The organism is Coprococcus sp. HPP0074 (assembly GCF_964238105.1).
Classification (GTDB): Bacteria; Bacillota; Clostridia; order Lachnospirales; family Lachnospiraceae; genus Faecalimonas; species Faecalimonas umbilicata.
On sequence record NZ_CAXSKS010000004.1, the window covers coordinates 1 to 26,319 of the forward strand.

At 40.4% G+C, this 26,319-nt stretch carries 38 protein-coding genes; 1 reads left to right on the forward strand and 37 read right to left on the reverse strand.

Annotated elements, in window-relative coordinates; all coding sequences use genetic code 11:
- Positions 1 to 452 precede the first annotated feature (452 nt).
- From ACESPO_RS06100 to ACESPO_RS06120, 5 genes are all read right to left on the reverse strand, one after another.
- Positions 453 to 1,034 carry a helix-turn-helix domain-containing protein gene (locus tag ACESPO_RS06100; protein WP_117577821.1) on the reverse strand — a complete coding sequence of 194 codons (582 nt, stop codon included), beginning with the start codon at positions 1,032 to 1,034 and terminating at the stop codon, positions 453 to 455.
- A 151-nt stretch (positions 1,035 to 1,185) separates the two neighbouring features.
- Positions 1,186 to 3,783 carry an ABC transporter permease gene (locus tag ACESPO_RS06105; RefSeq protein ID WP_270602218.1) on the reverse strand — a complete coding sequence of 866 codons (2,598 nt, stop codon included), beginning with the start codon at positions 3,781 to 3,783 and terminating at the stop codon, positions 1,186 to 1,188.
- On the reverse strand, positions 3,776 to 4,477 hold the full coding sequence (locus ACESPO_RS06110) for an ABC transporter ATP-binding protein (RefSeq protein WP_016439563.1): 702 nt from the start codon (positions 4,475 to 4,477) through the stop codon (positions 3,776 to 3,778). The genes ACESPO_RS06105 and ACESPO_RS06110 overlap by 8 nt, the downstream gene beginning before the upstream one ends.
- Positions 4,478 to 4,666: 189 nt before the next feature.
- Positions 4,667 to 5,512, reverse strand: coding sequence for a sensor histidine kinase (locus tag ACESPO_RS06115; RefSeq protein WP_035102981.1), 846 nt, complete (start codon positions 5,510 to 5,512; stop codon positions 4,667 to 4,669).
- Positions 5,513 to 5,562: 50 nt separating this feature from the next.
- A complete protein-coding gene (locus ACESPO_RS06120) occupies positions 5,563 to 6,240 on the reverse strand; it encodes a response regulator transcription factor (protein ID WP_117577825.1) in 678 nt (225 codons plus the stop codon).
- 391 nt (positions 6,241 to 6,631) lie between these two features.
- On the opposite strand from ACESPO_RS06120, the gene ACESPO_RS06125 reads away from it, so the two are divergent.
- A complete protein-coding gene (locus tag ACESPO_RS06125; RefSeq protein WP_008976972.1) occupies positions 6,632 to 7,315 on the forward strand; it encodes a phosphoribosylaminoimidazolesuccinocarboxamide synthase in 684 nt (227 codons plus the stop codon).
- A gap of 127 nt (positions 7,316 to 7,442) precedes the next feature.
- Here ACESPO_RS06125 and ACESPO_RS06130 read toward each other — a convergent pair whose 3' ends face one another.
- The 32 genes from ACESPO_RS06130 to rplB all read right to left on the reverse strand — a co-directional run bounded on the left by ACESPO_RS06130 (position 7,443) and on the right by rplB (position 26,304).
- Entirely contained in the window at positions 7,443 to 7,835 is a 393-nt protein-coding gene (locus ACESPO_RS06130) for a hypothetical protein (RefSeq protein ID WP_016441404.1), read from the reverse strand.
- 93 nt (positions 7,836 to 7,928) lie between these two features.
- On the reverse strand, positions 7,929 to 9,164 hold the full coding sequence (locus ACESPO_RS06135; RefSeq protein ID WP_336305078.1) for an ABC transporter permease: 1,236 nt from the start codon (positions 9,162 to 9,164) through the stop codon (positions 7,929 to 7,931).
- A 15-nt stretch (positions 9,165 to 9,179) separates the two neighbouring features.
- On the reverse strand, positions 9,180 to 10,826 hold the full coding sequence (locus ACESPO_RS06140; RefSeq protein ID WP_499788613.1) for an efflux RND transporter periplasmic adaptor subunit: 1,647 nt from the start codon (positions 10,824 to 10,826) through the stop codon (positions 9,180 to 9,182).
- A 2-nt stretch (positions 10,827 to 10,828) separates the two neighbouring features.
- The gene (locus tag ACESPO_RS06145; RefSeq protein ID WP_008976976.1) at positions 10,829 to 11,521 is read right to left on the reverse strand and encodes an ABC transporter ATP-binding protein; all 693 of its coding nucleotides are present in this window, start codon (positions 11,519 to 11,521) and stop codon (positions 10,829 to 10,831) included.
- A 229-nt stretch (positions 11,522 to 11,750) separates the two neighbouring features.
- Positions 11,751 to 12,287: a bL17 family ribosomal protein gene (locus tag ACESPO_RS06150; protein ID WP_008976977.1), complete on the reverse strand. Its 537-nt coding sequence runs from the start codon at positions 12,285 to 12,287 to the stop codon at positions 11,751 to 11,753.
- Between the two features lie 108 nt (positions 12,288 to 12,395).
- Positions 12,396 to 13,355, reverse strand: coding sequence for a DNA-directed RNA polymerase subunit alpha (locus tag ACESPO_RS06155; protein WP_008976978.1), 960 nt, complete (start codon positions 13,353 to 13,355; stop codon positions 12,396 to 12,398).
- A gap of 284 nt (positions 13,356 to 13,639) precedes the next feature.
- Positions 13,640 to 14,233: a 30S ribosomal protein S4 gene (gene rpsD / locus ACESPO_RS06160; RefSeq protein ID WP_008976979.1), complete on the reverse strand. Its 594-nt coding sequence runs from the start codon at positions 14,231 to 14,233 to the stop codon at positions 13,640 to 13,642.
- Between the two features lie 16 nt (positions 14,234 to 14,249).
- Positions 14,250 to 14,645, reverse strand: coding sequence for a 30S ribosomal protein S11 (gene rpsK, locus ACESPO_RS06165; protein ID WP_004607272.1), 396 nt, complete (start codon positions 14,643 to 14,645; stop codon positions 14,250 to 14,252).
- Between the two features lie 30 nt (positions 14,646 to 14,675).
- Positions 14,676 to 15,044: a 30S ribosomal protein S13 gene (rpsM, locus tag ACESPO_RS06170; protein WP_008976980.1), complete on the reverse strand. Its 369-nt coding sequence runs from the start codon at positions 15,042 to 15,044 to the stop codon at positions 14,676 to 14,678.
- Positions 15,045 to 15,358: 314 nt separating this feature from the next.
- A complete protein-coding gene (rpmJ, locus tag ACESPO_RS06175; RefSeq protein WP_003497809.1) occupies positions 15,359 to 15,472 on the reverse strand; it encodes a 50S ribosomal protein L36 in 114 nt (37 codons plus the stop codon).
- Between the two features lie 117 nt (positions 15,473 to 15,589).
- On the reverse strand, positions 15,590 to 15,808 hold the full coding sequence (infA, locus tag ACESPO_RS06180; RefSeq protein WP_004607275.1) for a translation initiation factor IF-1: 219 nt from the start codon (positions 15,806 to 15,808) through the stop codon (positions 15,590 to 15,592).
- Positions 15,809 to 15,821: 13 nt separating this feature from the next.
- Positions 15,822 to 16,076 (reverse strand): RNA-binding protein, encoded by a 255-nt coding sequence (locus ACESPO_RS06185; RefSeq protein ID WP_008976981.1) that lies wholly within the window; start codon positions 16,074 to 16,076, stop codon positions 15,822 to 15,824.
- An 11-nt stretch (positions 16,077 to 16,087) separates the two neighbouring features.
- Positions 16,088 to 16,843, reverse strand: a complete 756-nt coding sequence (gene map, locus ACESPO_RS06190; RefSeq protein ID WP_008976982.1) for a type I methionyl aminopeptidase — start codon at positions 16,841 to 16,843, stop codon at positions 16,088 to 16,090.
- A gap of 4 nt (positions 16,844 to 16,847) precedes the next feature.
- Positions 16,848 to 17,492, reverse strand: coding sequence for an adenylate kinase (locus ACESPO_RS06195; RefSeq protein WP_016441401.1), 645 nt, complete (start codon positions 17,490 to 17,492; stop codon positions 16,848 to 16,850).
- Between the two features lie 75 nt (positions 17,493 to 17,567).
- Entirely contained in the window at positions 17,568 to 18,884 is a 1,317-nt protein-coding gene (gene secY, locus ACESPO_RS06200; RefSeq protein ID WP_008976984.1) for a preprotein translocase subunit SecY, read from the reverse strand.
- The gene (rplO, locus tag ACESPO_RS06205; protein ID WP_008976985.1) at positions 18,884 to 19,324 is read right to left on the reverse strand and encodes a 50S ribosomal protein L15; all 441 of its coding nucleotides are present in this window, start codon (positions 19,322 to 19,324) and stop codon (positions 18,884 to 18,886) included. Before rplO ends, secY begins: the two co-directional genes overlap by 1 nt.
- 22 nt (positions 19,325 to 19,346) lie before the next feature.
- Positions 19,347 to 19,526, reverse strand: coding sequence for a 50S ribosomal protein L30 (gene rpmD, locus ACESPO_RS06210; protein ID WP_008976986.1), 180 nt, complete (start codon positions 19,524 to 19,526; stop codon positions 19,347 to 19,349).
- A 14-nt stretch (positions 19,527 to 19,540) separates the two neighbouring features.
- Positions 19,541 to 20,050, reverse strand: coding sequence for a 30S ribosomal protein S5 (gene rpsE / locus ACESPO_RS06215; RefSeq protein WP_008976987.1), 510 nt, complete (start codon positions 20,048 to 20,050; stop codon positions 19,541 to 19,543).
- Positions 20,051 to 20,063: 13 nt separating this feature from the next.
- Positions 20,064 to 20,432 (reverse strand): 50S ribosomal protein L18, encoded by a 369-nt coding sequence (gene rplR, locus ACESPO_RS06220; RefSeq protein ID WP_008976988.1) that lies wholly within the window; start codon positions 20,430 to 20,432, stop codon positions 20,064 to 20,066.
- Between the two features lie 17 nt (positions 20,433 to 20,449).
- Entirely contained in the window at positions 20,450 to 20,992 is a 543-nt protein-coding gene (rplF, locus tag ACESPO_RS06225) for a 50S ribosomal protein L6 (RefSeq protein ID WP_008976989.1), read from the reverse strand.
- Between the two features lie 71 nt (positions 20,993 to 21,063).
- Positions 21,064 to 21,465: a 30S ribosomal protein S8 gene (gene rpsH, locus ACESPO_RS06230; RefSeq protein ID WP_008976990.1), complete on the reverse strand. Its 402-nt coding sequence runs from the start codon at positions 21,463 to 21,465 to the stop codon at positions 21,064 to 21,066.
- Between the two features lie 116 nt (positions 21,466 to 21,581).
- The gene (locus tag ACESPO_RS06235; protein ID WP_004611895.1) at positions 21,582 to 21,767 is read right to left on the reverse strand and encodes a type Z 30S ribosomal protein S14; all 186 of its coding nucleotides are present in this window, start codon (positions 21,765 to 21,767) and stop codon (positions 21,582 to 21,584) included.
- Between the two features lie 17 nt (positions 21,768 to 21,784).
- Entirely contained in the window at positions 21,785 to 22,324 is a 540-nt protein-coding gene (rplE, locus tag ACESPO_RS06240) for a 50S ribosomal protein L5 (RefSeq protein ID WP_008976991.1), read from the reverse strand.
- 23 nt (positions 22,325 to 22,347) lie between these two features.
- Positions 22,348 to 22,671 carry a 50S ribosomal protein L24 gene (rplX, locus tag ACESPO_RS06245; protein WP_008976992.1) on the reverse strand — a complete coding sequence of 108 codons (324 nt, stop codon included), beginning with the start codon at positions 22,669 to 22,671 and terminating at the stop codon, positions 22,348 to 22,350.
- Between the two features lie 12 nt (positions 22,672 to 22,683).
- Positions 22,684 to 23,052 carry a 50S ribosomal protein L14 gene (rplN, locus tag ACESPO_RS06250; RefSeq protein ID WP_008976993.1) on the reverse strand — a complete coding sequence of 123 codons (369 nt, stop codon included), beginning with the start codon at positions 23,050 to 23,052 and terminating at the stop codon, positions 22,684 to 22,686.
- Positions 23,053 to 23,085: 33 nt separating this feature from the next.
- Positions 23,086 to 23,340, reverse strand: coding sequence for a 30S ribosomal protein S17 (gene rpsQ, locus ACESPO_RS06255; RefSeq protein ID WP_008976994.1), 255 nt, complete (start codon positions 23,338 to 23,340; stop codon positions 23,086 to 23,088).
- A 46-nt stretch (positions 23,341 to 23,386) separates the two neighbouring features.
- The gene (rpmC, locus tag ACESPO_RS06260; protein ID WP_008976995.1) at positions 23,387 to 23,593 is read right to left on the reverse strand and encodes a 50S ribosomal protein L29; all 207 of its coding nucleotides are present in this window, start codon (positions 23,591 to 23,593) and stop codon (positions 23,387 to 23,389) included.
- Positions 23,583 to 24,020: a 50S ribosomal protein L16 gene (rplP, locus tag ACESPO_RS06265; protein WP_008976996.1), complete on the reverse strand. Its 438-nt coding sequence runs from the start codon at positions 24,018 to 24,020 to the stop codon at positions 23,583 to 23,585. The genes rpmC and rplP overlap by 11 nt, the downstream gene beginning before the upstream one ends.
- A 2-nt stretch (positions 24,021 to 24,022) precedes the next feature.
- Positions 24,023 to 24,679, reverse strand: coding sequence for a 30S ribosomal protein S3 (gene rpsC / locus ACESPO_RS06270; RefSeq protein WP_008976997.1), 657 nt, complete (start codon positions 24,677 to 24,679; stop codon positions 24,023 to 24,025).
- Between the two features lie 11 nt (positions 24,680 to 24,690).
- Positions 24,691 to 25,077: a 50S ribosomal protein L22 gene (rplV, locus tag ACESPO_RS06275; RefSeq protein WP_008976998.1), complete on the reverse strand. Its 387-nt coding sequence runs from the start codon at positions 25,075 to 25,077 to the stop codon at positions 24,691 to 24,693.
- Between the two features lie 77 nt (positions 25,078 to 25,154).
- A complete protein-coding gene (gene rpsS / locus ACESPO_RS06280) occupies positions 25,155 to 25,436 on the reverse strand; it encodes a 30S ribosomal protein S19 (protein WP_004611886.1) in 282 nt (93 codons plus the stop codon).
- Between the two features lie 25 nt (positions 25,437 to 25,461).
- Positions 25,462 to 26,304 (reverse strand): 50S ribosomal protein L2, encoded by an 843-nt coding sequence (gene rplB, locus ACESPO_RS06285; protein ID WP_009263322.1) that lies wholly within the window; start codon positions 26,302 to 26,304, stop codon positions 25,462 to 25,464.
- Positions 26,305 to 26,319: the final 15 nt, after the last annotated feature.

Genomic DNA, 26,319 nt, shown 5'->3' on the forward strand with positions numbered 1-26,319 from the left:
TGTTTCGCTCTCTTGCGACAGCTATATTAGATTATCACATCTTTTTATCTTTGTCAACAACTTTTTTCATCTTTTTTCAAATCTTTTCTTTTGTACTTTCGTAACTTTCTCTGATTCGGTATTTTTCGACGTTTTCCGTTGTTTCTCATCTGTCTGCTCTCTTGAGCGCTCAGTTATCATACCATTCTTCGACACGAATTGTCAATAGTTTTTTTATTTTTTATTTTATTTGTACAATTCATACAATTTCCGCAGCTGCTTTTGACGCTTCTCCGTGATTTTCCATTGTTTTCTCTATCTTCTCTCATCATTGATCGATACGAAACATTATCGTGGCCACACTGTGAAAGCAGACAACATAGTTCTTCTATTGCTGTTGCTTATGATAAATGAATATATTTGTTAAGTAAACACTTTTGTAATTGTCCGCTTCCACATTTGTAAAAATAGAATCAAATATATTTTTTGAACAGTCCATGTCTGTTACAATAGCCATATAAAAATCCATGTCCCTTTTTTCGAAATCGTACAGAAATATCCTGCTCGGGATATAATTTTACTATTTCTACAGACCCCGATGTAACATAGGCAATAAAAGACACATAATGCCCTTTACTCATCGAATGTTTCATCACAATAGAAAATTCATTGTCAACAGTTTCTACAAAAAGTGAATGCTCTTCCTCAGCGGTTTCTGCTTCCTGCTTTAGAAGTGTTATTCCACAACAAGAAAAATTCCCTTCGCCTACAGCTGTTATAATGTTCCCACAAATCGGGCATACATAGAATTGTATTCTTTTTATATTTCCGGATACATTTTCATTTGTCTTCAGATCTCCGGTAAATAATTCTGTCAGTGATACATGAAGTGCTTTTGCCAACTCTTCTACTATACTGATATCCGGCAAGCCTTTTTCTGTTTCCCACTTTGAAATTGTTTTATCGCTCACATTCAGTTTTTCTGCCAATTCCTTTTGCGTGATTCCGTGTTTGATCCTTAACGTTCTTATCGTATTTCCTGTTACATAACTCATAGTAATCTCCCTTCACCTATAAGTTTATTGTATCAGTAAAATCTTTTTTTACAATCTACGCTAAGTAGAATACCTTTTTCATGAGCCCTTCAATGATTCTCCCCTCATTTATTGCAGCAACTTCTGTCAACAATATTTTGATTTTCTCAGATTAATCCGCATTTTTCAGCTGCTCGATCATGCTTTTCTTTCCCTGGAAATGATACGCAGCCTTTGGAACAAGCCACCCAAGCACCAGTAAAAACGGAAAAGTCACAAGCATTGGCCAGATTACAAACTGATATTTCATAAACCAGATCTGTGAGGTCAGTACCCGCAATATTGTCACGGACATCAACATACCGATGAGTAATGAAGATATCATTGTAAATCCTGCGTAATAAATCCCTTCCAATGTCAGCATCTTTATAATCTGTTTTTTCGTCATTCCGATTGATTCTAACATTGCCAGCTCACGGAGCCTTGTGACAATACTCGTCAGAATGGCATTGATAAAATTCAGGATACCGATCACGGCAACTACAAATGTCAAAAAACATCCAATGATTGTAAACATCCCTTTCAAACTTTCAAACTCGTTGGACCATTTTAATTTTGACTCGTAGTTCATCGTAGGCTCTGTCTTTTCCGAATAATTTTTGACGAATTGTTGAATCGCTTCTTCTCGGTCGTCTCTCACATCAAATGAATAGCTCATCAGATAGTCTTCCGATAAGTCCTTCCGAAATACTTCCGCTGTTGTATAATATGGAAATATCACAGAATAACGCGTAGATAACCCATAATAATTTTCTTTGATCACGGAGAGGATTTCTACTTCCCGCTCTTCGCCATTTGGAAAACTCAGAGTAACTTTGTCGCCCGCATGATGTACCATATCCTCTTTTCTTACCATTCCATTATCATCTGTCGACACTGCATAGATCAGATAGTTCCCCGTTGCCAGCTTTTCCTTAATCACATCAAGATCTTTCTCCCCTTCATAAACTTCCATTTTTTCAAATAGAAAATCATCTACCCCATAATACATTGTCTGATAGTTTTCTTCATTCAATTTTGTTACCGGAATTTTTTCTCCATTCCACATCCAGCAGAGTTCCCCATTTTCATTTACAGGCATATTTTTCGGAATTTTATAATCAGAAATCTTTACTCCGACCTGATCTGTTGCCGCATAGATCCGTCCACCTTTTTCAAATCCTTCCTGTTCTTCGCACGCTTCTATAAAGCTTTCCGTTAAATTTGATTCCTGAAGCTCTTCTTTTCTTGCAGAATACTCTGAATTAAAGTATTTTGCATTGGCAATCACAAAATCAGAACTGACAAAGTTCGCCAGATACTTGTCCATATCAAATGCATTTGTAAAAGTAAAAATACTGTTTAATAATACGATTGCAAGCGACAACGACACGATTACAATAACGGTCTTCCCTTTATTTCTTCCTAAATTAGAAAGTGCCATCCGACTGATTTTCCCGCCGTCTGCCGTTTTTTTCTGTTTCTTCGCCTGCCTTTTTCCTTCTGTGTAGCGCACAGCCTCCACCGGGGAAACTTTTGCCGCCAATTTCGCCGGTTTCCCTGCCGAAATGAATACTGTGACAAGTGCAAACACGGTTGCCCCAACAAAAATCCACGGATTCATAGATACTGCCGAATCACTGTTTCCCGCTATCGTATGTGATAAAAGCATTGGCACGATCGCCTTTCCTACAAAAAATCCAACAAAAAGTCCACACGGAATTCCGATGGTGGAAAGTAACAATGCCTGCCTTCGGATAATCTTTTTAATCTGCTTTCCAGTCGTTCCGATCGTCTTTAAAAGCCCGTAGAACCGTATATCTTTCATAACAGAAATCTGAAAAATGTTATAAATAATCAGATAGCCTGTCAAAACAATCAAAAATCCAACACCTGCAATCGCAGCAACTGTCATAGGGTCTCCCGAAGTACTCTCAGAAATATATGCCCAGTTTGCGTTGCTTGCGATATAGTTTTTTTCTCCCTCTTTTGTGGAGTATCCACTTTCCCTGGCTACCTTGTCCAGCTTCTCCTGTATCCCTTGGGAATTTTGAAAAACAATCTCCATTCGGATTGCGCCTACCGGAGAAGTATCCTGATCATAGGTGTACTGCAATTCCTCCTGATGTTCTGCCAGATATGCTTTGGATACAACAGTAAATCCCACATCAAGAGCCGGATCGGATCTGATCACTCCGGAAATGCGGAAGGTGCGCTCCACCGGCTCCTGCCCTTCCCGGATTTTCAGAAGCAGTGTAATCTGCTGCCCGGCTTTCGCTTTCATCCCAAGCAGCTTTAACGATGTTTCATCGACCAGTACTTCCTCCGCCTTCTCCGGCGCTTTTCCATCAATGATCTCAATGAAATGGTGTCCATAAAAGTTCTTCGGATAATACCATATTTCCATATGTCGCTTTAAAAATTCTGGATTCTCCACCGTATTCGCCACGAGTCTGTTATCCGCACTTTCTTTGACCAGTGGATGTCTGCTCAGCTTTTCATACTGCTCCTCCGTAATATTTTTGAATACTCCATGAGAATCACCACCTGCCTGACGCATGGTCTGCCGCTGAAAATTCTCTGCGGTTCCGATTCCCACTGTAAATAATGTGGTAAACAACATTGCAGTCAGTGCAATAGCGATAATGGCAATGACATTCCTTGTCCGGTTTGCCCGGAAACTTTTATACGAGATCTTATCAATAACCTTTTTGTTACGCACCTTACGCATAGAATTCACCGCCCTTTCTGCGCGCATTTCTGCCCTTGATCTTTCCATCCTCGATACGTACGATCCGGTCTGCCATCTGGGCAATCTCCTCGTTATGTGTGATCATCACAACCGTTTGTCCGAACCGGTCGCTTGTCACTTTGAGAAGACTTAACACATCCTGACTTGTAGCTGAGTCAAGATTTCCCGTTGGCTCATCGGCGAGGATGATCGCAGGCTTACTGGCAAGCGCCCGGGCAATGGCTACCCTCTGCTGCTGTCCACCGGATAACTGAGACGGAAGATTATACCTTTTCTTATCCAGTCCCAGTACATGGATCACATCCTCCACAAAGTCTTCATCGACTTCATTTCCATCCAGCTCGATCGGAAGGACGATATTTTCATAGACGTTTAGCACCGGAACAAGGTTGTAGCTCTGAAATACAAATCCAATCTTTCTTCTTCGAAAAATTGTCAGTTCTTCTGGTTTCAGTGTAGAAATATTTCTTCCATCTACAATGACCTGACCGGCTGTCGGCACATCTAAACCTCCGAGCATATGAAGCAATGTTGACTTTCCACTTCCCGACGTTCCTACGATCGATACAAATTCTCCCTGTGCTACCGCCAGATCCACACCGTCCAATGCCTTCACAAGGGTATCTCCGCTTCCATAATATTTTTTCAACTCTTTTGCCTCTAAAATTGTCATACCAACAACTCCTTTCTATTCACACAGTTTCTTTTCATCCCTAACCATTTTTTGTTCTTTCTATATAAGAAAAAGACCTTATAGAATCAGAACCCGCCCCTCTTTTCGTCATGCGGTTCCTTTCTATAAAGTCATTTTATAAAATCATTCTTACGAGAATCTTTCCAAAATCTAACAGTTTTGACAGATTTACTCTTTCTGAAGAAATATTTTAAAAATACTTCCGTTTCCTTCTTTGGATTCTACTTTGATATAGCCACCCTCGCGCTGAACGATTTCCCTGGCCAGATACAGTCCGATCCCGATGCCCTCTTCCTGCTGCACCAGGTCTGACCGGTAAAAGCGGCTGAAAATCTGTGCCCGCTCCTCTTCCCGGATTCCGATTCCCTGATCCTTGACCGCAATACAGAAATACATCTCATATGATATCCCTTCCACCTCTATCCGGCTTCCTTTCGGTGAATATTTTACTGCATTATCCAAAATATTATAGAGCGCTTCCTGCGTCCACTTCTGATCAAAGTTCGCTTTGCCCTCTATATCACCACAGATTTCTATCTGGATCTCCTTCTGCCTTGCCCTTGGCAGAATCTCCTCTGTCGCTTGACGCACAAGGCTTCCTACCCGCTGTACCGATGGACAGATTTTAAAAACATCCGACTCCAGCCGCGACATTTTCACAAGTGCCGTCGTGAGAAATTCCAGTTTTTTCGCATACGTTTCAATCTGTTCTGCCAGATATTTCTCCTGCTCTCCTTCGGTCTGCTCTTGTAAAAGTTCCGAATACAGCATGATATTTGCAAGTGGCGTCTTCATTTGATGAGAAATGTCCGAAATCATTGACTGAATATTTTCCCGCTCTGCTTTTGTCCGTTCCATCGACATACCGGACATCGTAAAATACTGTTTCCACTTTGACTCCAGCCGCGACAATTCTGTCTCATCATATGTCTCCTCCGTAAATGTTCCGTTGATTGCTTTAGTCAGCATCTCATCCAGTCTCTGAAGTGTCCTTGTTGTCCGAAAGATTCGCACACGGTTTCCCCCTTTCCCTTTTACCTTTTCTTTTTGTTTCTTCTATCTTTTTATCTCTCCCACACATAACCAAGTCCGTATACCGTTTGGATCGGATTTTTCTTTCCCGTCTGTTCCAGCTTTTTTCGCAGCCTTCCGACAGTCACCGAAAGTGCATTCTCCTCTACATACTGCGCTCCGTCACTCCAGATTCGATCCACCAGTTGCTCTCTGGTCAATGTCTGCCCCTGATGCTCAATCAAAATCCGCAGAAGCTTCTGCTCTGTCTTACTCAGCGTAACTTCCTGGCCTTCTACTGTAAAATACATTTGTTCAAATACAAACCGATACCCGTCCTTTTCATAAGTAAGACCTTTGTCCTGTGCCATCCGTGCAAGCATCCGTTCCACCCGCGCCCGCAGGATCATCAGACTGAAGGGCTTCGTAATATAGTCATCCGCCCCGAGAGAAAATCCGGTCACCTGATCGATTTCCAAATCATTTGCCGTCAGCATAATAACCGGAACTTCCGACTCTCTCCGGATCTCCTCAAGAAAGGTATATCCACTCCCATCTGGAAGATTGATATCCAGAATGATAAGAGATACTCTCTCCTCTTTCCAGATTCTTCTTGCTTCTTTAAGATTGTACGCTGAATAAAATCGATACTCCGGCGCGTGCAGGGCAAGTGTGATCCCTTGGTTTAAGCCTCTGTCATCTTCCACAATTAAAATCTTCTTCTCTGCCATACCGGCTCCCTCCTTTTCCGATTTCTCCATGTTTTCTGCTTTTTTCTCATTCAGTTCCTTTGGATGAAATGCACAAAACTTTTTCTCTGATCTCTATTATATCGAATTTCTCCTCGCAAAAACAAGTTTTTCTTATCACTCTTCTGCATTTGCTCAAGCAAATCGTTTTTATAATATTCATTATTTTCGAATAAAAATACATTTTATTCTCATCTATTAGCGCTAATTTTTAATGTCTATTAGCCTTGATTTTTAATAGGTTTTTTTCTTATTTTTTGTGAAATTTTTTCTAAAAAATTGTAAAAAAAACATTTTCATCTTCCATCAGTTGTGATACAGTAAAGAAGTTCAGTAAGATAACACTCATTAATTACAGAAGGAGATTTGTACAATGAAGAAAATTTATGAAGGAAAAACCAAAGATGTATTCAGCCTTGAGAACGGAAATGTAATGCTCAAATTCAAAGATGACTGTACTGGAAAAGACGGAGTTTTTGATCCGGGCGAAAATAGTGTTGGATTAACAATCGAAGGTATTGGCAAAGCAAATCTTGAAACATCTGTTCACTATTTTGAACTGTTAAAAGATGCAGGCATCAAGACACACTATGTAGGTGCTGATGTGGAAAATGCTACAATGGAAGTGCTCCCTGCGACAGTGTTTGGACACGGATTAGAAGTAATCTGTCGTTTAGTTGCAACAGGAAGTTTCATCCGCAGATATGGAGAATATATCGAAGACGGAACAGTTCTTGACGGTGGTTATGTAGAGTGTACATTCAAAAACGATGCTTTAGGTGATCCGCTTGTGACTGGAGAAGGTCTTGCAGCACTCGGAATCATGACACCGGAAATGTTCGAAAGCATGAAAGAGCAGACATTAAAGATCACAAAGATCGTTGCTGATGATTTAAAATCTATCGGACTTGACCTCTGGGATATCAAATTTGAGTTCGGTTACAACAACGACGAAGTAATCCTGATCGATGAGATTGCTTCCGGAAACATGCGTGTTTACAAAGATGGAAAGATTGTAGAGCCAGTAGAACTGACAAAACTGATCTTAAATAGATAATACTGAAAAGGAACTGCCTGCAGATTTGATCAAGACAATTGACCAAACACCTTCTGCAAAGCAGTTCCTTTTTTATCCATTCTTATTTTCAACGGAGCAGCCAAATACGGCTGCTCCTTCTCTTCCCTTATTCCTTAGACTGATACAATCCCCACAGATATAAAATCGGCAAAATGAAATCGATAATGGAAAATACCTGAAATCCTACCAACATTATGGACTGGATAAATGCAATCACAACGATCACAAGGTAGATGATCATGCCAATCAGACATACCTTAAAGGATTTTCCATTCAATCCAAAGATTCCGCATACAAGCATCAACAGGGAAGAAAATAATCCTTGAAGCAACGTCAACGGAGTTGCCATTGCTTTTACTGCACTCATATCTACTCCATTTACAACATCTCCCATAGACTGCAGCATAAAATAACTTCCTACGGTACCAATTGCCCCCATCACAGCAAGTACGATAAAGATAATTGATACAACTTTTAATAATTTGTTTGGTTTAAACATAGATCTCTCCTCCTTTTTCTTTTACTCTTCTGGCAAATTTCATTATGCCACAATGATTCCCTTCTGACAAATACATTTTCTTCTGTTACACTTTTAGAGCTGTCGCAGTGCATCGATCGGACTCATCTTCGCCGCCTTTCTCGCCGGATAAATGCCAAAGACAATTCCAACCCCACACGAGAAACAGGTCGTCAAAACGATTGCTGTCGGAGACAGTCTCGCAGATAATCCACCAATCTCCAGTACCGAGATTAGTCCAGACAGCCCTGCCCCGATCAAAATTCCGATGACTCCACCAATTCCAGAAATGATCGCAGACTCACACAAAAACTGTACGATAATGGATGATGTCTTCGCTCCCAGCGCCTTTCGGATTCCAATCTCTCTTGTCCGCTCTGTCACTGATACAAGCATGATGTTCATGACACCAATTCCTCCGACAACAAGGGAAATTCCTGCTACAAATGCTACAAAGGCTGTCACCATGTCAAGCACGCTTCCCATCGCTTCCGCCATGTTCATCTCCTGCTGTTTGACAAAGAGCTCCTCGCCCTCTCCCAAATGCCTTGCAGACAATGTCTGAATAGCAGATTTTGTAGCTGCATTTGCCTGGTCTCCACCATTTAAATAGATTGTCAGGCTGGAAAAATCCTCTATCTGGCTTCCCCAGTTTTCTGCTGTTGTATACGGCATCTCAAGAAATACCGGCATCTCCATACCGAACATCTTCATAGCTTCGTCATTCGCCTTCATCAATTCCTCATCAGAATCCCGGACTCCAACTATCTGGATGGTCTGCAGCACACCTTCGATCGTCGCCTCTAACTCCATTCCGATGACATCCGGTGTCCCAAACAAATACAATGCACTTGCTTTGTCAATAACGCAGACAGAATCTGCATTGAGCACATTGTCTTCGGTAAAATAATTTCCTCGGATGATCGAAGTCTGCATTGGATTCTTCTCCTCATCCGGCATTGTCAGTGTAACTGACGCATCAAACTCTCCTTTTCTCGTCGTGACTGTCCCCATCGTTGCGCCGGAAGACACTACTCCGATTGCCTTATTTCCAAGATTATCCTTTACCGCCTTCAGATCGTCCCAGCTAATAATATTTGTGTAGCTTGTAGCATCTTTATTAACAATCACAGAGACACTTTTTGTCTCGTCGGTCGCCATCACATCTGCCTTTAATCCGCTTCCGATTGACACAATTGTGATCACAGAAGAAATTCCGATAATGATTCCGAGCATCGTGAGGAAAGAACGCCCTTTGTTGGACTTGATACTGTACAATGCCATCTTAATGTATTCCAATAATTGTGCCATCGCGTACCTACCTTTCTATTTCTCCTCTGACTTCGCCACAGTTGTCGTTGTTACTTTCATCCCCTCTTCCACCGTTCCAAAAGTATCTGCAACAACTTTGTCTCCTTCTTTCAGACCTGACTTGATCTCCACCTTGCTGTTGGATGTAATTCCAAGTTCCACTGCCTTTTTCTTCACAACACCACTTTGTACTACATAGACAAAATCTCCTTCGGTCGAAGTATTTACATTTTCATTCGGAAGGTAAAGGACATCCTTTTCCTCTGCCACTGTCATTGTCAACTTTGCCGCAACCCCGATATAGATATTCTCGTCTGGATTCTGAATCTTTACATTTGCACCAATCACCGGGTTCCCTTTTGTATTTGGAACTGCAATCTTATCGATAGATTCTACAACTCCATCGTATTTATACTTTCCGATTTTTACAACCGCCTTGCTTCCAACTTCTACTTTGTCAAAATCACTTGCAGGAATTTCCAGCTTTACATTGACATCCTGATTGCTCACAAGTGTAAATAACTCTCCTCCTGCGACAGCAGTGCCGCCCTCCATCGTCTTTACATCAGAGATCACACCATCAAAATCTGCCTTGATTCCATCTCTTGCCTTTGCCATCAGTTCCTCAGAGCTGAGCACTGCCAGTTCTGCCAGATTCTCCGTGATTGCCATATTGTTGATCTGTCCCTGTGTGAGACTCGTATCCGGAATGCTTGCACTCGGTGTTTCTACAGAAATACTTGCACGAAGCTGCTCTGCCTGTGCCTGTAATGCCTGTACTTCCTGCTGTATCTGCGCATATGCTTGCTGGCTTCCGGTCTGTATCTGGGCACTGACCTGGGCAATCTGGGCATCGAGCGCTGCGTTTGCCCCTTCTTTTTCTGAAACTTCAAGAGATTTTTCATCTCTCTGTGTTTGTAATCTCTTCTTGTCTTCTTCAGATAGATTCTCGTCAGCAAGATCTATACGAATCTTTTCTATTTCCCCATACAATACAGCAATCCGCTCCAAATTTGCAGCCTTCTGTGCATTCCATTCGTCCAACTGCGGCTGAAGAGTCTGGTTCGCAGTAATTTCATCTTTCACACTCTGCTCCAGCGATGCCATCTGCTGTGATTTCGCTGAAATCTGTGATTCTACACTGGCGATCTGCTGTTCTGCCTGTGCACGGGCTGCACCAGAAGCACTTCGATCTGCCTGCTCCCTTGCGCTTTGATTTGTATTGACTGCAGACTGAAGATCCATCTGTGCTTTCTGATTGTTCTTTTCCAGATCAGACGTATCAAATGCCACAAGGAGATCTCCTGCTTTCACTGCCTGCCCGACTTTCGCACGAAGCTGGCTGACCGGCGCATTGACCGGGGAATAAAATACCTTTTTCTTCTCGCTGTCCACTGTTCCGGATACATTGTAGATTTCTTTCACATCTCCTCGTACCACTTCGACAACTTCCACAGTTCCTCCTGTCTTTTTCTCTTTTGAAGTAAATTGAGACGCAATCACTGCGACAACGACAATTCCCCCGATAACTGGAACGATCACCCAGTTCGGAAGCTTCTTCTTTTTCTTCCGGACATCTGTAGTTTCTTTGCTTCCTTCCTCTTCCTCCGACAGAACGATTATGTCTGTCTCTTCATAAATCTCTTTGTCTTTCTTTCTCACGACTATTCTCCTTGCTTCTCTTCGTTTAAATAATCCTGCTCAATTCTTCCATCTCGTATGTAGATTACTCGCTTTACCTGCTCCGCAATTTCATTATCATGCGTGATGATGATGACTGTCCTTCCTGACTTGTGAAGCCCTTCTAAAATCTGCATGATCTCTTTTGTAGATTTTGAATCCAGATTGCCGGTAGGTTCATCTGCCAGTATCACCGGAGGGCTTGCCGCGATCGCTCTCGCCACTGCGACACGTTGTTGCTGACCTCCTGACATCTCTGACGGTTTGTGTGTCATCCGCTTCTCGAGACCTACTTTGATCAGTGCCTGCTTTGCCGCGGCTCTTCGCGTCTTTCTGTCAATCCCCCGGTAGATCAACGGCAGCTCCACATTGCCAATCGCATCTAGATTTGCAATCAGATTAAACCCCTGAAAGATAAATCCAATCTCCTGATTTCTCACATCGGACAGTTCATTGTCCGTCATTCTCGAAACATCCTTTCCATGCAAAAAGTAACTTCCCGAAGTCGGTGTATCCAGACAACCGATCATATTCATCAATGTGGATTTTCCAGAGCCGGAATGACCAATGATCGCAACAAACTCTCCCTCATGGATCTCCAGGCTGACACCATCTAGCGCACGCACTTCGTTTTCACCCGGATTGTATATCTTATGCATATCTTTAATTGATATCAATGGTTCCACCTTGCCACCCCCATATTGCTATTCTGTGATATCTAAATGTACCTTTGTACTACTTAAATAATACAATTAGTATAGCACTTTTTTCCATAATTGCAATCATTTTTTTTAGAATTCCAAAATGCAAAAAGAGATGAAAGAATACATCTCTGTATTTCTTCCATCTCTTTGTATTGATTTGTCTTATGACTTTTTATTTTATGCTCTGAAATAATCCTGGATCTTATACTAACTCAAGGAGAACTTCCATTGCAGCATCACCTTTACGAAGACCAATCTTAACGATTCTTGTGTATCCACCTTTACGATCTTCGTATTTTGGTGCGATTTCGCTGAATAATTTTTCAACTAAATCTACTTCTTTTGTATTTTTCTTTCTTCCAGCAGCTTTTTCCGGAACTTCTGTCACTGGGTAGAGAACTTTTAACATTTCTCTTCTTGCATGAAGTCTTGAAGGCATATCTTTTTTGATTGTCTTTTCTACTTCATCGTAAACTGTAACTTTCTTTCCGTCTACAACTTCTTTCACTCTCTTGCCGTCTTTATCTTTACGTGCAACTTTTGCTTTTACAGTTACTTCTTCGTAATTGTCTTTTTCTTTTACTGCTAAAGCGATAAGACCTTCTGCAACTTTGCGGATTTCTTTTGCTTTTGCTTCTGTTGTAACGATCTTACCATTGTGAAGTAATGCTGTTACCTGGTTTCTGATTAATGCTTTTCTCTGGCTGCTTGTTCTGCCAAGTTTTCTATATTTTGCCATTTTTAATTTCCTCCATATTTCGGAACACACGGCTATGCACTTCGGGCTTATTAACCGGTGTCATCTAGTTATGCATCTTCGGGCTTACTAGCTAGATGCTGTTATCATTTACTCTTCTCCCGGGCTTAATTCTAATCCGAGTTCTTTTAATTTTGCAAGAACTTCCTCTAATGATTTCCGTCCGAGGTTACGAACTTTCATCATATCTTCCGGAGTTCTGTTTGTCAGTTCTTCCACTGTATTGATGCCGGCTCTCTTTAAGCAGTTGTAAGAACGAACAGAAAGCTCTAATTCATCAATGCTCATCTCTAACACTTTTTCTTTTTCATCGTCTTCTTTTTCGATCATAACTTCTGCAGCCTGAGCTACTTCTGAAAGATCGATGAATAATTTCAAGTGTTCGTTGAGAACCTTAGCAGCAAGGCTGACTGCCTCATCTGGAAGTAATGTTCCATTTGTATATACATCCAGTGTCAGTTTATCATAGTCTGTGATCTGTCCAACACGAGTATTCTCTACTGTCAGATTTACACGTTCTACCGGTGTGTAGATAGAATCAATCGGAATCACGCCGATCGGCAGTTCTTCGTTCTTGTTCTTATCTGCACTGATATAACCTCTGCCTTTTGTGATAGTAAGTTCCATGTAAAGTTTGCTGTCTGCACCGCCATTTAATGTAGCGATCACTGCATCCGGATTCATGATCTCGATATCTGGATCCACCTGAATATCAGCAGCAGTCACGACACCTTCGCCCTCGAACTCAATATAAGCAGTCTTCGGCTCATCTGTCTCGGAACTGTTCTTGATTGCCAGTGATTTCAGATTCATGATGATCTCTGTCACATCTTCCTTCACGCCCGGAATTGAACTGAACTCATGTAACACACCGTCAATCTTTACGTGGCTGATTGCAGCTCCCGGTAAAGAAGAAAGCATGATTCTTCTCAGAGAGTTACCAAGTGTTGTACCATATCCTCTTTCTAAAGGTTCTACAACAAATCTGCCATATTTTTTGTCTTCTGAAATCTCAGTAATTTCAATATTTGGTTTATTAAAATCAAACACGATAAAGTCCCTCCTTCTGGGCTATTAAACTATTGAGGGTAACTATACTCCAAATAAACTTCCCACAACATATCTATATGCCGTACACATTTTCACACGATACTCTGTCTGAATCCGCATTCCGACAAATAATATGTGATAGGATACAACTAGGGGTTCTCACAAAATGAAGCATTCAGCCAAGATATTGCCAACCGCCAATAGACGAAGACGATCTCCTGTAGAAATTTTCCATTTTGCAACACCCCTGTCTGTTGCAGCGTAATCAAACGCAAAAGGTTTAATTATTTAGAATATAATTCGACGATCAACATCTCATCTACTGGAACGTCGATTGCTTCTCTTAATGGAAGTTCTTTTACAGTTCCTTTTAAGTTTTCAGCGTCTGCTTCTAACCAATCTGGTACCATTCTTCCGCCAGTCACTTCTAAGATGTCTTTGTATCTCTGAGAACCTTTATTCTTTTCTTTAATTTCGATAACATCTCCTGCTTTTACTAAGTAAGAAGGAATGTTTACCTGTTTTCCATTTACTAATACATGCTTATGGTCAACAATCTGTCTAGCTTCTTTTCTTGTTCTTGCTAAACCTAAACGGAATACAACGTTGTCTAATCTTGATTCAAGGAGAATCATAAGGTTATCACCTGTCATTCCGTTCATTTTCTGAGCCTTTGCAAAATAGTTTCTGAAAGGTTTTTCTAAAACGCCATAGATAAATTTTGCTTTTTGTTTTTCGCGTAATTGAAGTCCGTATTCGCTCATTTTTCTATTAGCTCTTTTTAATTGTCTGTTAGATTTTTTATCAATTCCTAAATAGATTGGGTCCATACCTAATGAACGGCATCTTTTCAGAACTGGAACTCTATTTACTGCCATTTTCGTATCCTCCTAATTACACTCTTCTACGTTTTGGTGGGCGACATCCGTTATGTGGAACTGGTGTTACGTCCTTGATGCTTGTTACATCGATTCCGCATGCCTGAAGCGCACGGATTGCTGCTTCTCTACCAGAACCTGGTCCTTTTACCATAACGTCTACTGATTTCAAACCATGTACTAATGCTGCTTTTGCTGCTGTCTCAGCTGCCATCTGTGCTGCATAAGGAGTAGATTTCCTTGAACCTCTAAATCCCAGACCACCTGCACTTGCCCATGAAAGAGCATTTCCCTGAGCATCTGTTAATGTTACGATTGTATTATTAAAAGATGATTGGATATGTGCCTGTCCGCGTTCAACGTTTTTCTTGACACGTTTCTTTGTCACTTTTTTTGTAACTTTCTTAGCCATTTAAACTAACCTACTTTCTACGAATTCTTATTATTTCTTCTTGTTTGCTACTGTTCTCTTAGGACCTTTTCTTGTTCTGGCATTTGTCTTTGTCTTCTGACCACGTACCGGAAGTCCTCTTCTGTGACGGATTCCTCTATAGCATCCGATTTCCTGTAATCTCTTGATGTTAAGAGCGATCTCTCTTCTAAGATCACCTTCTACTAACTGAGTTTCATCGATTACAGCACTGATTTTCTTTACTTCTTCGTCAGTTAAATCTCTGACACGAGTATCAGGATTTACTCCTGCCTCTTCTAAGATACGATTAGAGCTTACTCTACCGATTCCGTAGATGTAAGTTAATCCGATTTCTACACGTTTGTCTCTTGGTAAGTCTACACCAGCAATACGAGCCATGTGATTTTCCTCCATTTTGAATCTTGGTCAGCAAGAAGTATGCATAGCCCCTGGGTTACAGGTCTGAAATGTAGTATACACCCTCTTCTGCCGTAGTTTATATTGTCTCAAATTGGGACGCCGGGATCTTCATCCTTCTTCACTGCGTCCAGCCACAGTTTCCTGTGACCTTTCTGGCCGGAGCCAGTATTATAAGCAATATACAATCGGTATGTTCTTGTATATTTTAATAACACCACACACCCTGGTGTGTCATGTTACAGCCGCCTAAATAAATCTTTGTGCTTTACGCACAAATTCGACAACGACGCTTATTATCCTTGTCTTTGTTTGTGTTTCGGATTTTCACAGATTACTCTGATGCTTCCTTTTCTTTTAATGATTTTGCATTTTTCGCAAATTGGTTTAACTGATGATCTAACCTTCACGTCAAATCCTCCTTTCATCCACTGCTCTGCCTATATTTACCCACTATTCTGCAAAATAATCACAGAACAGTTCGCCTAATATTATAGCATTATAATTTTAATAAAGTCAATAGTTTTTTACTTATCTCTCCAAATAATTCTACCTTTTGACAAATCATACGGTGATAACTCTAAGGTTACTTTATCTCCCGGAAGAATTTTGATAAAATTCATACGCAGCTTTCCGCTGATATGTGCAAGTACCTGATGTCCATTTTCTAATTCTACCTGAAACATCGCATTTGGTAACTTCTCTACTACTGTTCCTTCAATTTCAATCACGTCAGCTTTTGACATTTTTTACACCCTCCTAATGATTCACGTTCTTTTCCTTATATAATTTCAGTATCCGTTTTACTGCCACATCGTCTGCGGCCTGTATCTCGTATCGTTCTGTAATGATCTGTACATGCTTCCTTTTCTTTTTTTTAGGTTTGTCACATGTACGATTCTCTCCATTTACAAGATACACATCGTTTTCATCCATATCTTTGATGATATAAATCTGCCCTTTGTCATGCCCGGCTTTTGATCTTGCGAGCATTCCTGTTTCTAATTCCTTCATATTCTGTCCTCTTACTTCAATAAGGTTAAAAGTACCGGTTCGTCTTTTGTGATCAACACCGTATTTTCGTAATGTGCAGATAAGGAACCATCTCTTGTCACGACTGTCCAGTCATCATCCAGCCAGTCGACCTCATGCGTACCGATGTTGATCATCGGTTCGATCGCCAGTGTCATTCCAGCGCGCAGTTTCGGTCCTCTTCTTCCCTGTGCAAAGTTTGGTATCTCAGGTGATTCATGCAGGTGAGTACCGATTCCATGTCCGCATAATTCTCTTACGACACCATATCCTCTCTCCTCCGCATATCTTCCGATTGCTGCTGAAATTTCAAATAAATGCATTCCCTCTCGGGCAAATTTGATTCCTTCAAAGAAAGATTCCCTTGTCACCTTGATCAGATCAGCTGCTTCCTTGCTGATTTCGCCGACCGCATGTGTCCTTGCAGCATCCGAATGATATCCTTTGTAGATCACTCCTGCATCGAGACTGACAATATCTCCTTCTTTTATGATCCTGTTCTTCGACGGAATCCCATGTACCACTTCGTCATTGACTGATACACAGATGGACGCCGGATATCCATTATAATTGAGAAATGACGGAATGCATCCATAACTTCTGATCACTTCCTCACCGATCTTATCAATGTCAAGTGTCGTCATCCCCGGGTGCAATGCCTTCTCAAGTTCCTCATGTACGGCTGCGAGAATCCTTCCCGCCTCTGTCATCAGTTCGATTTCTCTTGCCGATTTCATTGTAATTGGCATATGCTTACGCTCCTAAAATCTCAACGATCGCCGCAAATACAGCTTCCATATCCACTGTTCCGTCGACCTCTTTTAATACATGCTTCTCTGTGTAGTAATGGATCAAAGGCTGTGTCTGCTCATGGTAAACACCAAGACGTTTTAAAACTGTCTCTGGCTGATCGTCCTCTCTTAAGATCAAATCTGCACCACAGACATCACATACATTCTCCACCTTTGTCGGTGCATATTCTACATGATAAGTGGCACCGCAGCCTACACATGCTCTTCTTCCTGACATTCGATTTACAATGTTTTCATCTGGTACTTCTACATTGATCGCATAGTCCACTTTCTGTCCAAGTGCTTCCAATGCACGGTCAAGCGCTTCTGCCTGCGGAATTGTTCTCGGGAATCCATCAAGTACATATCCATTTTTGCAGTCTTCCTGATTCACTCGATCCACAACCAGATTTACTACAAGCTCATCCGGAACAAGAAGTCCCTGATCCATATATGTCTTTGCCTGTTTTCCCAGTTCTGTCCCGTTTTTAATATTCGCTCTGAAAATATCTCCTGTGGAAATATGTGGGATCTGATATTTTGCAGCAATTTTTTTTGCCTGTGTTCCTTTGCCTGCCCCCGGCGCACCTAGCATAATAATTTTCATGGCATTTTCCTCCAAACGCGACGATATGTCCGTATAGTATTTTAGTGTTCTGAAAAAATTCAGAACACTAATTGATTACTTATTTAAAAAACCTTTATAATTTCGTACAAGCAGCTGGGATTCAATCTGTTTGATCGTCTCCAGTACAACACCTACGATAATGATCAGAGATGTTCCGCCGAAGGAAACATTTGCTCCGAGCCAGCCATTGAATACGAAAGGAATTACCTGTACAATGATCAGTCCTACTGCTCCGATAAAGATGATATAATTCAGGATCTTTGTCAGATAGTCTGCTGTCGGTTTTCCCGGACGGATACCCGGAATGAACCCACCGCTCTTTTTCATATTGTTTGCAATCTCTAACGGATTAAATGTAATAGATGTATAGAAATATGCAAAGAAAACAGTCAGGACAATATATAAGATCAGTCCCCAGGAATATTTTAATTGCTCTGGATTACACCAGTTATTAGAACTTAATCCTTTCAGAATCTCACTTCCGATTCCCTTTCCGTTTCCCTTTCCTAAGAAAGAAGCGATCACGACCGGGAATTGCATCAGAGAAGATGCAAAAATAACAGGAACAACACCTGCTGTATTTACTTTCAATGGGATAAATGAAGACTGTCCTCCTACACTTCTTCTTCCCTGGATTCTCTGGGAATACTGAACAGCGATCTTTCTCTGTCCATCTTGAAGAATAATAACAAAGACAACTACTACAAGTATAATTGCAAGTATAATAACAGCTGCGAGTCCTGCGGAAGCAAGGCTCTTGCCTTTCATGAACTGATTATACAGTGTCACAAAGTCATCCGGTACTCTTGAAATGATATTGATCAGAAGTACGATGGAAATACCATTTCCCACACCCTTCTCATTAATCCGCTCACCGATCCACATAAGGAACGCAGAACCGGCTGTGAGTGTCACTACTACTACTGCAGCATTTACAAAATTAAAATCAACAAGAAGTCCCTGACGTCCAAATCCAACAGCCATTGCTGTAGATTCAATCAGTGCAAGAGCTACTGTCACATAACGAGTAATCGCTGCGATCTTCTTTCTTCCATCTTCTCCATCTTTCTGCATTTCCTCTAATTTTGGAATTGCAATTGTGAGAAGCTGCATAATGATAGAAGATGTAATGTATGGAGTGATGCTCAGCGCGAATACTGACATCTGTGTGAAAGAACCGCCAGTGAAAGCGTTAAAAAAGTTAAACGCTTCCCCTGTCTGACTTTCAAAAAAATTCTGAATATAAGTTGGATCAACACCCGGTGTCGGCAATTGTGAACCTATTCGAATCACAACAAGCATCATAAATGTATAGAAAATCTTTTTTCTAATATCTGCCACTTGAAATGCTTTCCGAAATGTTTTTAGCATTAGATCACCTCTGCTTTTCCACCGAGAGCCTCAATTTTTGCTGCAGCGCTTGCGCTGAAAGCGTTTGCCTGAACAGTAAGTTTCTTTGTAAGTTCACCGTTTCCAAGAATCTTAACACCATCTCTAGGATTCTTAACAATTCCTGCTTCGATTAATGTCTCAACTGAAACAACTGAATCATTTTCAAATACTTCTAATGCGCTCAGATTAATACCAACGATTTCTTTAGAGTTTCTGCATGTGAAACCTCTCTTTGGTATTCTTCTGTATAATGGCATCTGTCCACCTTCAAAACCTGGTCTTGTAGCGCCTGAACGTGCTTTCTGACCTTTATGTCCTTTACCAGCAGTTTTGCCATTTCCTGACCCATGTCCGCGGCCTCTTCTGAAATTATCACTATGTTTTGACCCATCAGCAGGTCTTAAGCTTGATAAGTTCATCGTGACACCTCCTTGTCTATAATTATGCTTCTTCTACTTTCACTAAATGTCTAACTTGCTGAACCATTCCTCTTGTTGCAGCGTTGTCCGGTAATTCAACTGTTTTGTTCAGTTTCTTTAAACCTAAAGCTTCCACTGTCTTTTTGTGTTTTGGAACAGCACCGATTGTAGATTTTACTAATGTAACTTTTAAATTTGCCATGTTCAATCTCCTCCTTAGCCTAAAATCTCTTCAACAGATTTTCCGCGAAGTTTAGCTACTTCTTCTGGAGTTTTAATCTGACTTAATCCCTCGATCGTAGCAAGTACTACGTTCTGTTTGTTGTTAGATCCTAAAGATTTTGTACGGATATTTTTGATACCTGCAAGCTCGATAACCGCACGTGCCGGACCTCCGGCGATAACTCCAGTACCGTCTGGAGCTTTTTTAAGTAATACAGAAGCACTTCCGAATTTACCAATTAAATCGTGTGTAATACTTCCATTCTCATCTAATGAAACAGAAATAAGTTTTTTTGCTGCATCTTCTTTTCCTTTGCGGATTGCTTCCGGAATTTCAGCAGCTTTTCCTAAACCAGCACCAACATGGCCATTTCCATCACCAACAACTACTAAAGCTGTGAATCTGAAGTTACGACCACCTTTAACAACTTTTGTTACTCGTTTGATTGATACCACTTTTTCTGTTAGTTCTAATTGACTAGCATCAATGCGATTTTGTTTCATTGTGTTCCTCCTCCTAGAATTCTAATCCAGCTTCTCTAGCTGCATCAGCTAATGCTTTGATTTTTCCCTGGTATATAAATCCGCCTCTGTCAAAGACAACAGTGTTAATACCTTTTTCGATTGCTCTCTTTGCAATCACTGTTCCTAAATATGCTGCTGCATCAACGTTGTTAGTTTTTTCTAATTCTGCTTTTACTTCTTTCTGAAGAGTAGATGCAGATACCAGAGTCTTTCCAACTGTATCGTCAATAATTTGAGCATACATATGATTATTACTTCTGAACACAGCTAAACGTGGTCTTTCAGCTGTACCGCTGAAACGGTTACGCAGTCTTCTATGTTTGTTTACGCGAACTTCGCTTCTTGATTTTTTACTAACCATTTTCACACTCTCCTTAATTATTTTTTACCAGTCTTACCAACTTTACGTCTGATAACTTCATCAGCATATTTAATACCTTTACCTTTGTAAGGTTCCGGTCTTCTCTTATCTCTGATTTCAGCTGCGTATTGGCCTACTTTTTCTTTATCGATACCTTTTACAGTAATTTTGTTCTGTCCGTCAAGTACTGTTTCAACACCTTCTGGATCGATCATTTCTACTGGGTGAGAGTATCCTAAACTTAATGTTAATTTGTTTCCTGATTTTGCGGCTTTGTAACCAACACCATTTACTTCAAGAACTTTTTCGTATCCCTGAGTAACACCAACTACCATGTTGTTGATGAGTGTTCTTGTAAGACCGTGTAACGCTTTCATTCTCTTTAAGTCGCTTGGTCTTGTTACTACGATTTCTTCGCCTTCTTTTTTGATTTCCATCTCTGTTGGAAGCTCTCTTACAAGAGTTCCTTTAGGACCTGTTACAGTCACTTTGTTGTTCTCAGCGATTTCCACAGTTACACCTGCTGGAATTGCTACTGGCAGTCTTCCGATACGTGACATACCTTTACCTCCTACACTTAAATTTTCGGAGAAGCAATCTATGCTTCTCTGTTTTCAGTTGCATTTGCCGATTACCAAACGAAGCAGAGTACCTCTCCACCAACATTCAGTTTTCTAGCTTCTTTATCAGTAACTACACCATGATTTGTAGAAATGATAGCTGTTCCAAGTCCGCCTAATACTCTAGGAAGATCTTCTTTGTTTGCATATACACGAAGACCTGGCTTAGAGATTCTCTTAAGACCTGTGATAACTTTTTCATTCTTATCTGCACCATATTTTAATGTGATGCGGATTGTCTTGAAGTTACCATCTTCGATTACGTCATATTTTGCAATGTATCCTTCGTTGAAAAGGATTTCTGCGATAGCAAGTTTCATTTTAGATGCCGGAACATCTACTGTATCATGTTTTGCAGTGTTTGCATTACGGATTCTTGTAAGCATATCTGCGATTGGATCACTCATAGTCATTTGAAGTTGCCTCCTATTTTTTCATTCTTCATTTACTTGTTACATCCTTCAGATGCAGCCGGAAAATCCGACCGCTTCTACTACGGATATCCTGTTTGCTCTTTCTATTTTGTGGCTTACCAGGAAGCTTTCTTTACTCCCGGGATCTGTCCTTTGTATGCTAATTCACGGAAACATACTCTGCAGATTCCGTATTTTCTTAAATATGCATGTGGACGACCACAGATTCTACAACGATTGTACTCTCTAGTAGAGAATTTTTGTTTACGTTGTTGTTTAATTTTCATAGATGTTTTTGCCATGAAATATTTCCTCCCTACTATTTTGTAAATGGCATATTGAATAATTTCAATAATTCGCGAGCTTCTTCGTCAGTCTTAGCTGTTGTAACAAAGATAACGTCCATACCTCTTACTTTATCTACTTTATCGTATTCGATTTCCGGGAAGATTAATTGTTCTTTGATACCAAGAGCATAGTTACCTCTTCCATCAAATGCGTTCGGATTTACTCCTCTGAAGTCACGTACACGAGGTAATGCTAAGTTGATCAGACGATCTGCAAACTCATACATTTTTTCTCCTCTTAAAGTAACTTTACATCCGATAGCCATTCCTTCTCTTAATTTGAAGTTCGCTACAGATTTTTTTGCTTTTGTGAGAACTGCTTTCTGTCCTGAGATTTTCTCAAGATCAGCTACTGCTGATTCTAACACTTTCGCATTGTCTTTTGCTTCGCCAACACCCATGTTGATAACGATCTTATCAAGTTTTGGCACTTCCATAATATTTTTGTATCCAAATTTCTTAATCATAGCATCTACGATTTCGTTTTGGTATTGTTCTTTCAGTCTACTCAAAGTTCTGGTCCTCCTTTCCCGAATTAGTTCTTCTTATCAACGATCACTTCGCCTGTTGATTTTGCTACACGCACTTTTTTGTCTCCGTCCATCTTGAACCCGATTCTTGTAGGTTTTCCGTTGTGGACATACATTACGTTAGAAATATCAATAGGACCTTCTTGGTGAACGATACCGCCATTCTGATTAGCAGCACTTGGTTTTGTGTGCTTTGTCAGCATATTGATACCTTCAACTAATACTGTTCCGTCTTTTTTGTTGACAGCAATTACTTTGCCTTCTTTATCTTTATCTTTTCCAGCGATCACTTTTACAGTATCACCTTTTTTGATTTTCATAGTTGACATTCCGGTACCTCCTTATAATACTTCTGGAGCTAATGAAACAATTTTCATAAACTGTTTCTCACGAAGCTCTCTCGCTACTGGTCCAAAAATACGAGTTCCTCTTGGGTTTTTGTCATCTTTAATAATTACAGCAGCATTTTCATCAAATCTGATATAAGAACCGTCTTTACGACGAGCACCTTTTACTGTACGTACAACTACGGCTTTCACTACATCGCCTTTTTTAACAACACCACCTGGTGTTGCATCTTTAACGCTGGCAACAATCACATCACCAATGCTGGCATATCTTCTAGTAGAACCACCTAACACGCGGATGCAGAGTAATTCTTTAGCACCTGTGTTGTCTGCTACTTTAAGTCTACTTTCTTGTTGTATCATGCCGGTAAACCTCCTTCATAATTCTAAAGCAAATTATTTTGCTTTTTCCATAATTTCTACAAGTCTCCATCTCTTATCTTTTGATAAAGGTCTTGTTTCCATAACTTTTACGATATCGCCCATTCCGCATTCGTTGTTTTCATCATGAGCTTTTAATTTATATGTTCTCTTTACGATTTTGTTGTACAGAGGGTGTTTTACGTGATCCTCTACTGCAACTACGATAGTTTTATCCATCTTGTCACTTACAACTTTACCTGTACGAGTTTTTCTTAAATTTCTTTCCACAGTTTCTACTCCTTTCCGAAGTTCCTGAAGCTATATTCTATGAATATTACTCAGCTTTTGCCATTTCTGTAATTACAGTCTGGATTCTGGCAATATTTTTTCTTACTTCTTTAATTCTGCTTGTGTTGTCTAATTGATTTGTTGCGTTCTGGAATCTTAAGTTGAAAAGTTCCTTTTTAGCAGCTACTAATTCTTCATTCAATTCTGCAGCTGATTTTGCCTTTAAATCTTCTACAAATTTATTAATTTTCACTGTTATCACCGCCTTCTAATTCTTCGCGAGAAACAATCTTACATTTACAAGGTAATTTGTGCATTGCAAGACGTAATGCTTCACGAGCTACTTCTTCAGGTACTCCTGAAAGTTCAAACATTACACGTCCTGGTTTTACAACTGCTACCCAGTATTCCAGAGTTCCTTTACCAGAACCCATACGTGTTTCAGCTGGTTTTGTAGTTACAGGTTTGTCCGGGAATATTTTGATCCAAACTTTACCACCACGTTTGATGTAACGTGTCATAGCGATACGGGCTGCTTCGATCTGATTTGAACGGATCCAGCATGGTTCCATTGCAACAATACCATATTCACCGTTTGTGATTTTATTTCCACGTAAAGCTTTTCCTTTCATAGAACCACGGAATTGTTTACGACGTTTTACTCTTTTAGGCATTAACATAATTATTTATCGCTCCCTTCCTTAGTCTCTTTTGTTGGAAGAACTTCGCCTTTGTAGATCCATACTTTAACACCAACTTTTCCATAAGTTGTGTCAGCTTCAGCGAATCCATAGTCGATGTCTGCTCTTAATGTCTGAAGCGGGATTGTTCCTTCGCTGTAAAATTCTGTACGAGCCATATCTGCTCCACCTAAACGTCCTGATACAGAAGTTTTTACACCAAGTGCTCCTGCTTTCATTGTTCTTGACATACAAGATTTCATTGCACGTCTGAAAGAAATACGGTTCTCTAACTGTAATGCAATGTTCTCAGCTACTAACTGAGCATCTTTGTCTGGTCTTTTGATTTCTTTGATATCTACAACTAATTTCTTATCTGTAAATTTAGCTAATTCAGCTTTTACTTTCTCGATCTCAGCTCCACCTTTACCGATTACTACACCTGGTTTTGCTGTATAGATGATGATTTTCACGCGGTCAGATGCTCTTTCGATCTCAATCTTAGAAACTCCTGCGCTATATAATTTCTTTTTCAGAAATGTTCTGATTTTATGGTCTTCTACTAAATAATCTGCAAATTTGTCTTCTGCATACCATTTAGAGTCCCAATCTTTGATAACACCGACTCTTAAGCCATGAGGATTAACTTTCTGTCCCATGATTGCCCTCCTTATCTTTCATTCAGCACAAGTGTAATGTGGCTCATTCTCTTCTCGATTCTGTAAGCTCTTCCCTGTGCTCTCGGTCTAATTCTCTTCATTGTTGGTCCCTTGTTTGCATAACATTCTTCAATGTAAAGGTTCTCAACATTCATACCGTTGTTGTTCTCAGCATTTGCGATTGCTGATTCTAATAATTTCTTTATTAAACTAGAAGCGTATCTTGGATTGTAAGTTAAAATACCAAGTGCTGTCTGTACATCCTTACCTCTGATGGCATCTAATACGAAACATGCTTTCTGAACTGAAACTCTAGCGTAAGATAACTTAGCTGACGGTCTAGTGTCTTTGTTTGCATTTCTCTCTCTTTTGATTTGGGATCTATGTCCTTTAGCCATGGATGAATCCTCCTTTCATAATTAAGCCCTCCCCAAGGGTACTATGTACCCAAAGGGTGTTGTTTTATTCATCTCTATTAACGAACTCTTGATTTCTTTTCGTCTTTTCCATGTCCTCTGTATGTTCTTGTTGCAACGAACTCTCCGAGTTTGTGTCCAACCATATCTTCTGTTACATATACAGGTACATGTTTTCTTCCGTCATGAACGGCGATTGTATGTCCAACCATCTGTGGGAAGATTGTAGAGCGACGTGACCATGTTTTGATCACTGATTTGTCGCCTGCTTCATTCATAGCTTTTACTTTTTTAAGTAAGCTTTCGTCCGCGAATGGTCCTTTTTTAAGTGAGCGAGCCATAGGTTCTAACCTCCTTGTAAACTATTTATTTGATACCTTTACCATCTCTTCTTCTAACGATTAACTTGTTAGAATGTTTGTTTTTCTTTCTTGTCTTAAGACCAAGTGCTGGTTTACCCCAAGGTGTACATGGACCTGGACGACCAATACCAGTCTTACCTTCACCACCACCGTGTGGATGGTCGTTAGGGTTCATAACAGAACCACGAACTGTTGGTCTGATACCCATGTGACGTTTACGTCCGGCTTTACCGATGTTCACAAGGTTGTGATCTCCGTTTCCTACTACACCAATAGATGCTCTACAAATGATTGGAACCATTCTCATCTCTCCAGACGGAAGTCTAAGTGTAGCGTATTTTCCTTCTTTCGCCATTAACTGAGCGCTGTTACCAGCTGAACGAACTAACTGTCCACCTCTTCCTGGATATAACTCGATGTTGTGAATCTGTGTACCAACCGGAATTTCAGAAAGTGGTAAGCAGTTTCCTACTCTTACTTCTGCTTCTGGTCCGTTCATAACTTTCATTCCATCTGTTAATCCCTGAGGAGCTAAGATGTAAGCTTTCTCTCCATCTGCGTAGCAGATTAAAGCGATGTTAGCTGTTCTGTTCGGATCGTATTCGATACCGATTACAGTAGCCGGAATTCCGTCTTTTCTTCTCTTGAAATCAATTACTCTATATTTTCTTTTTGCTCCGCCTCCGCGGTGTCTAACTGTGATTTTACCCTGATTGTTACGACCAGCTGTTTTGCTTAAAGATACAACTAAAGATTTCTCCGGAGTTGTCTTTGTGATCTCTGAGAAATCAGAGCCAGTCATATGTCTTCTGGAAGGTGTATATGGGCGGTATGTTTTAATTCCCATTACTGTCTCTCCTTT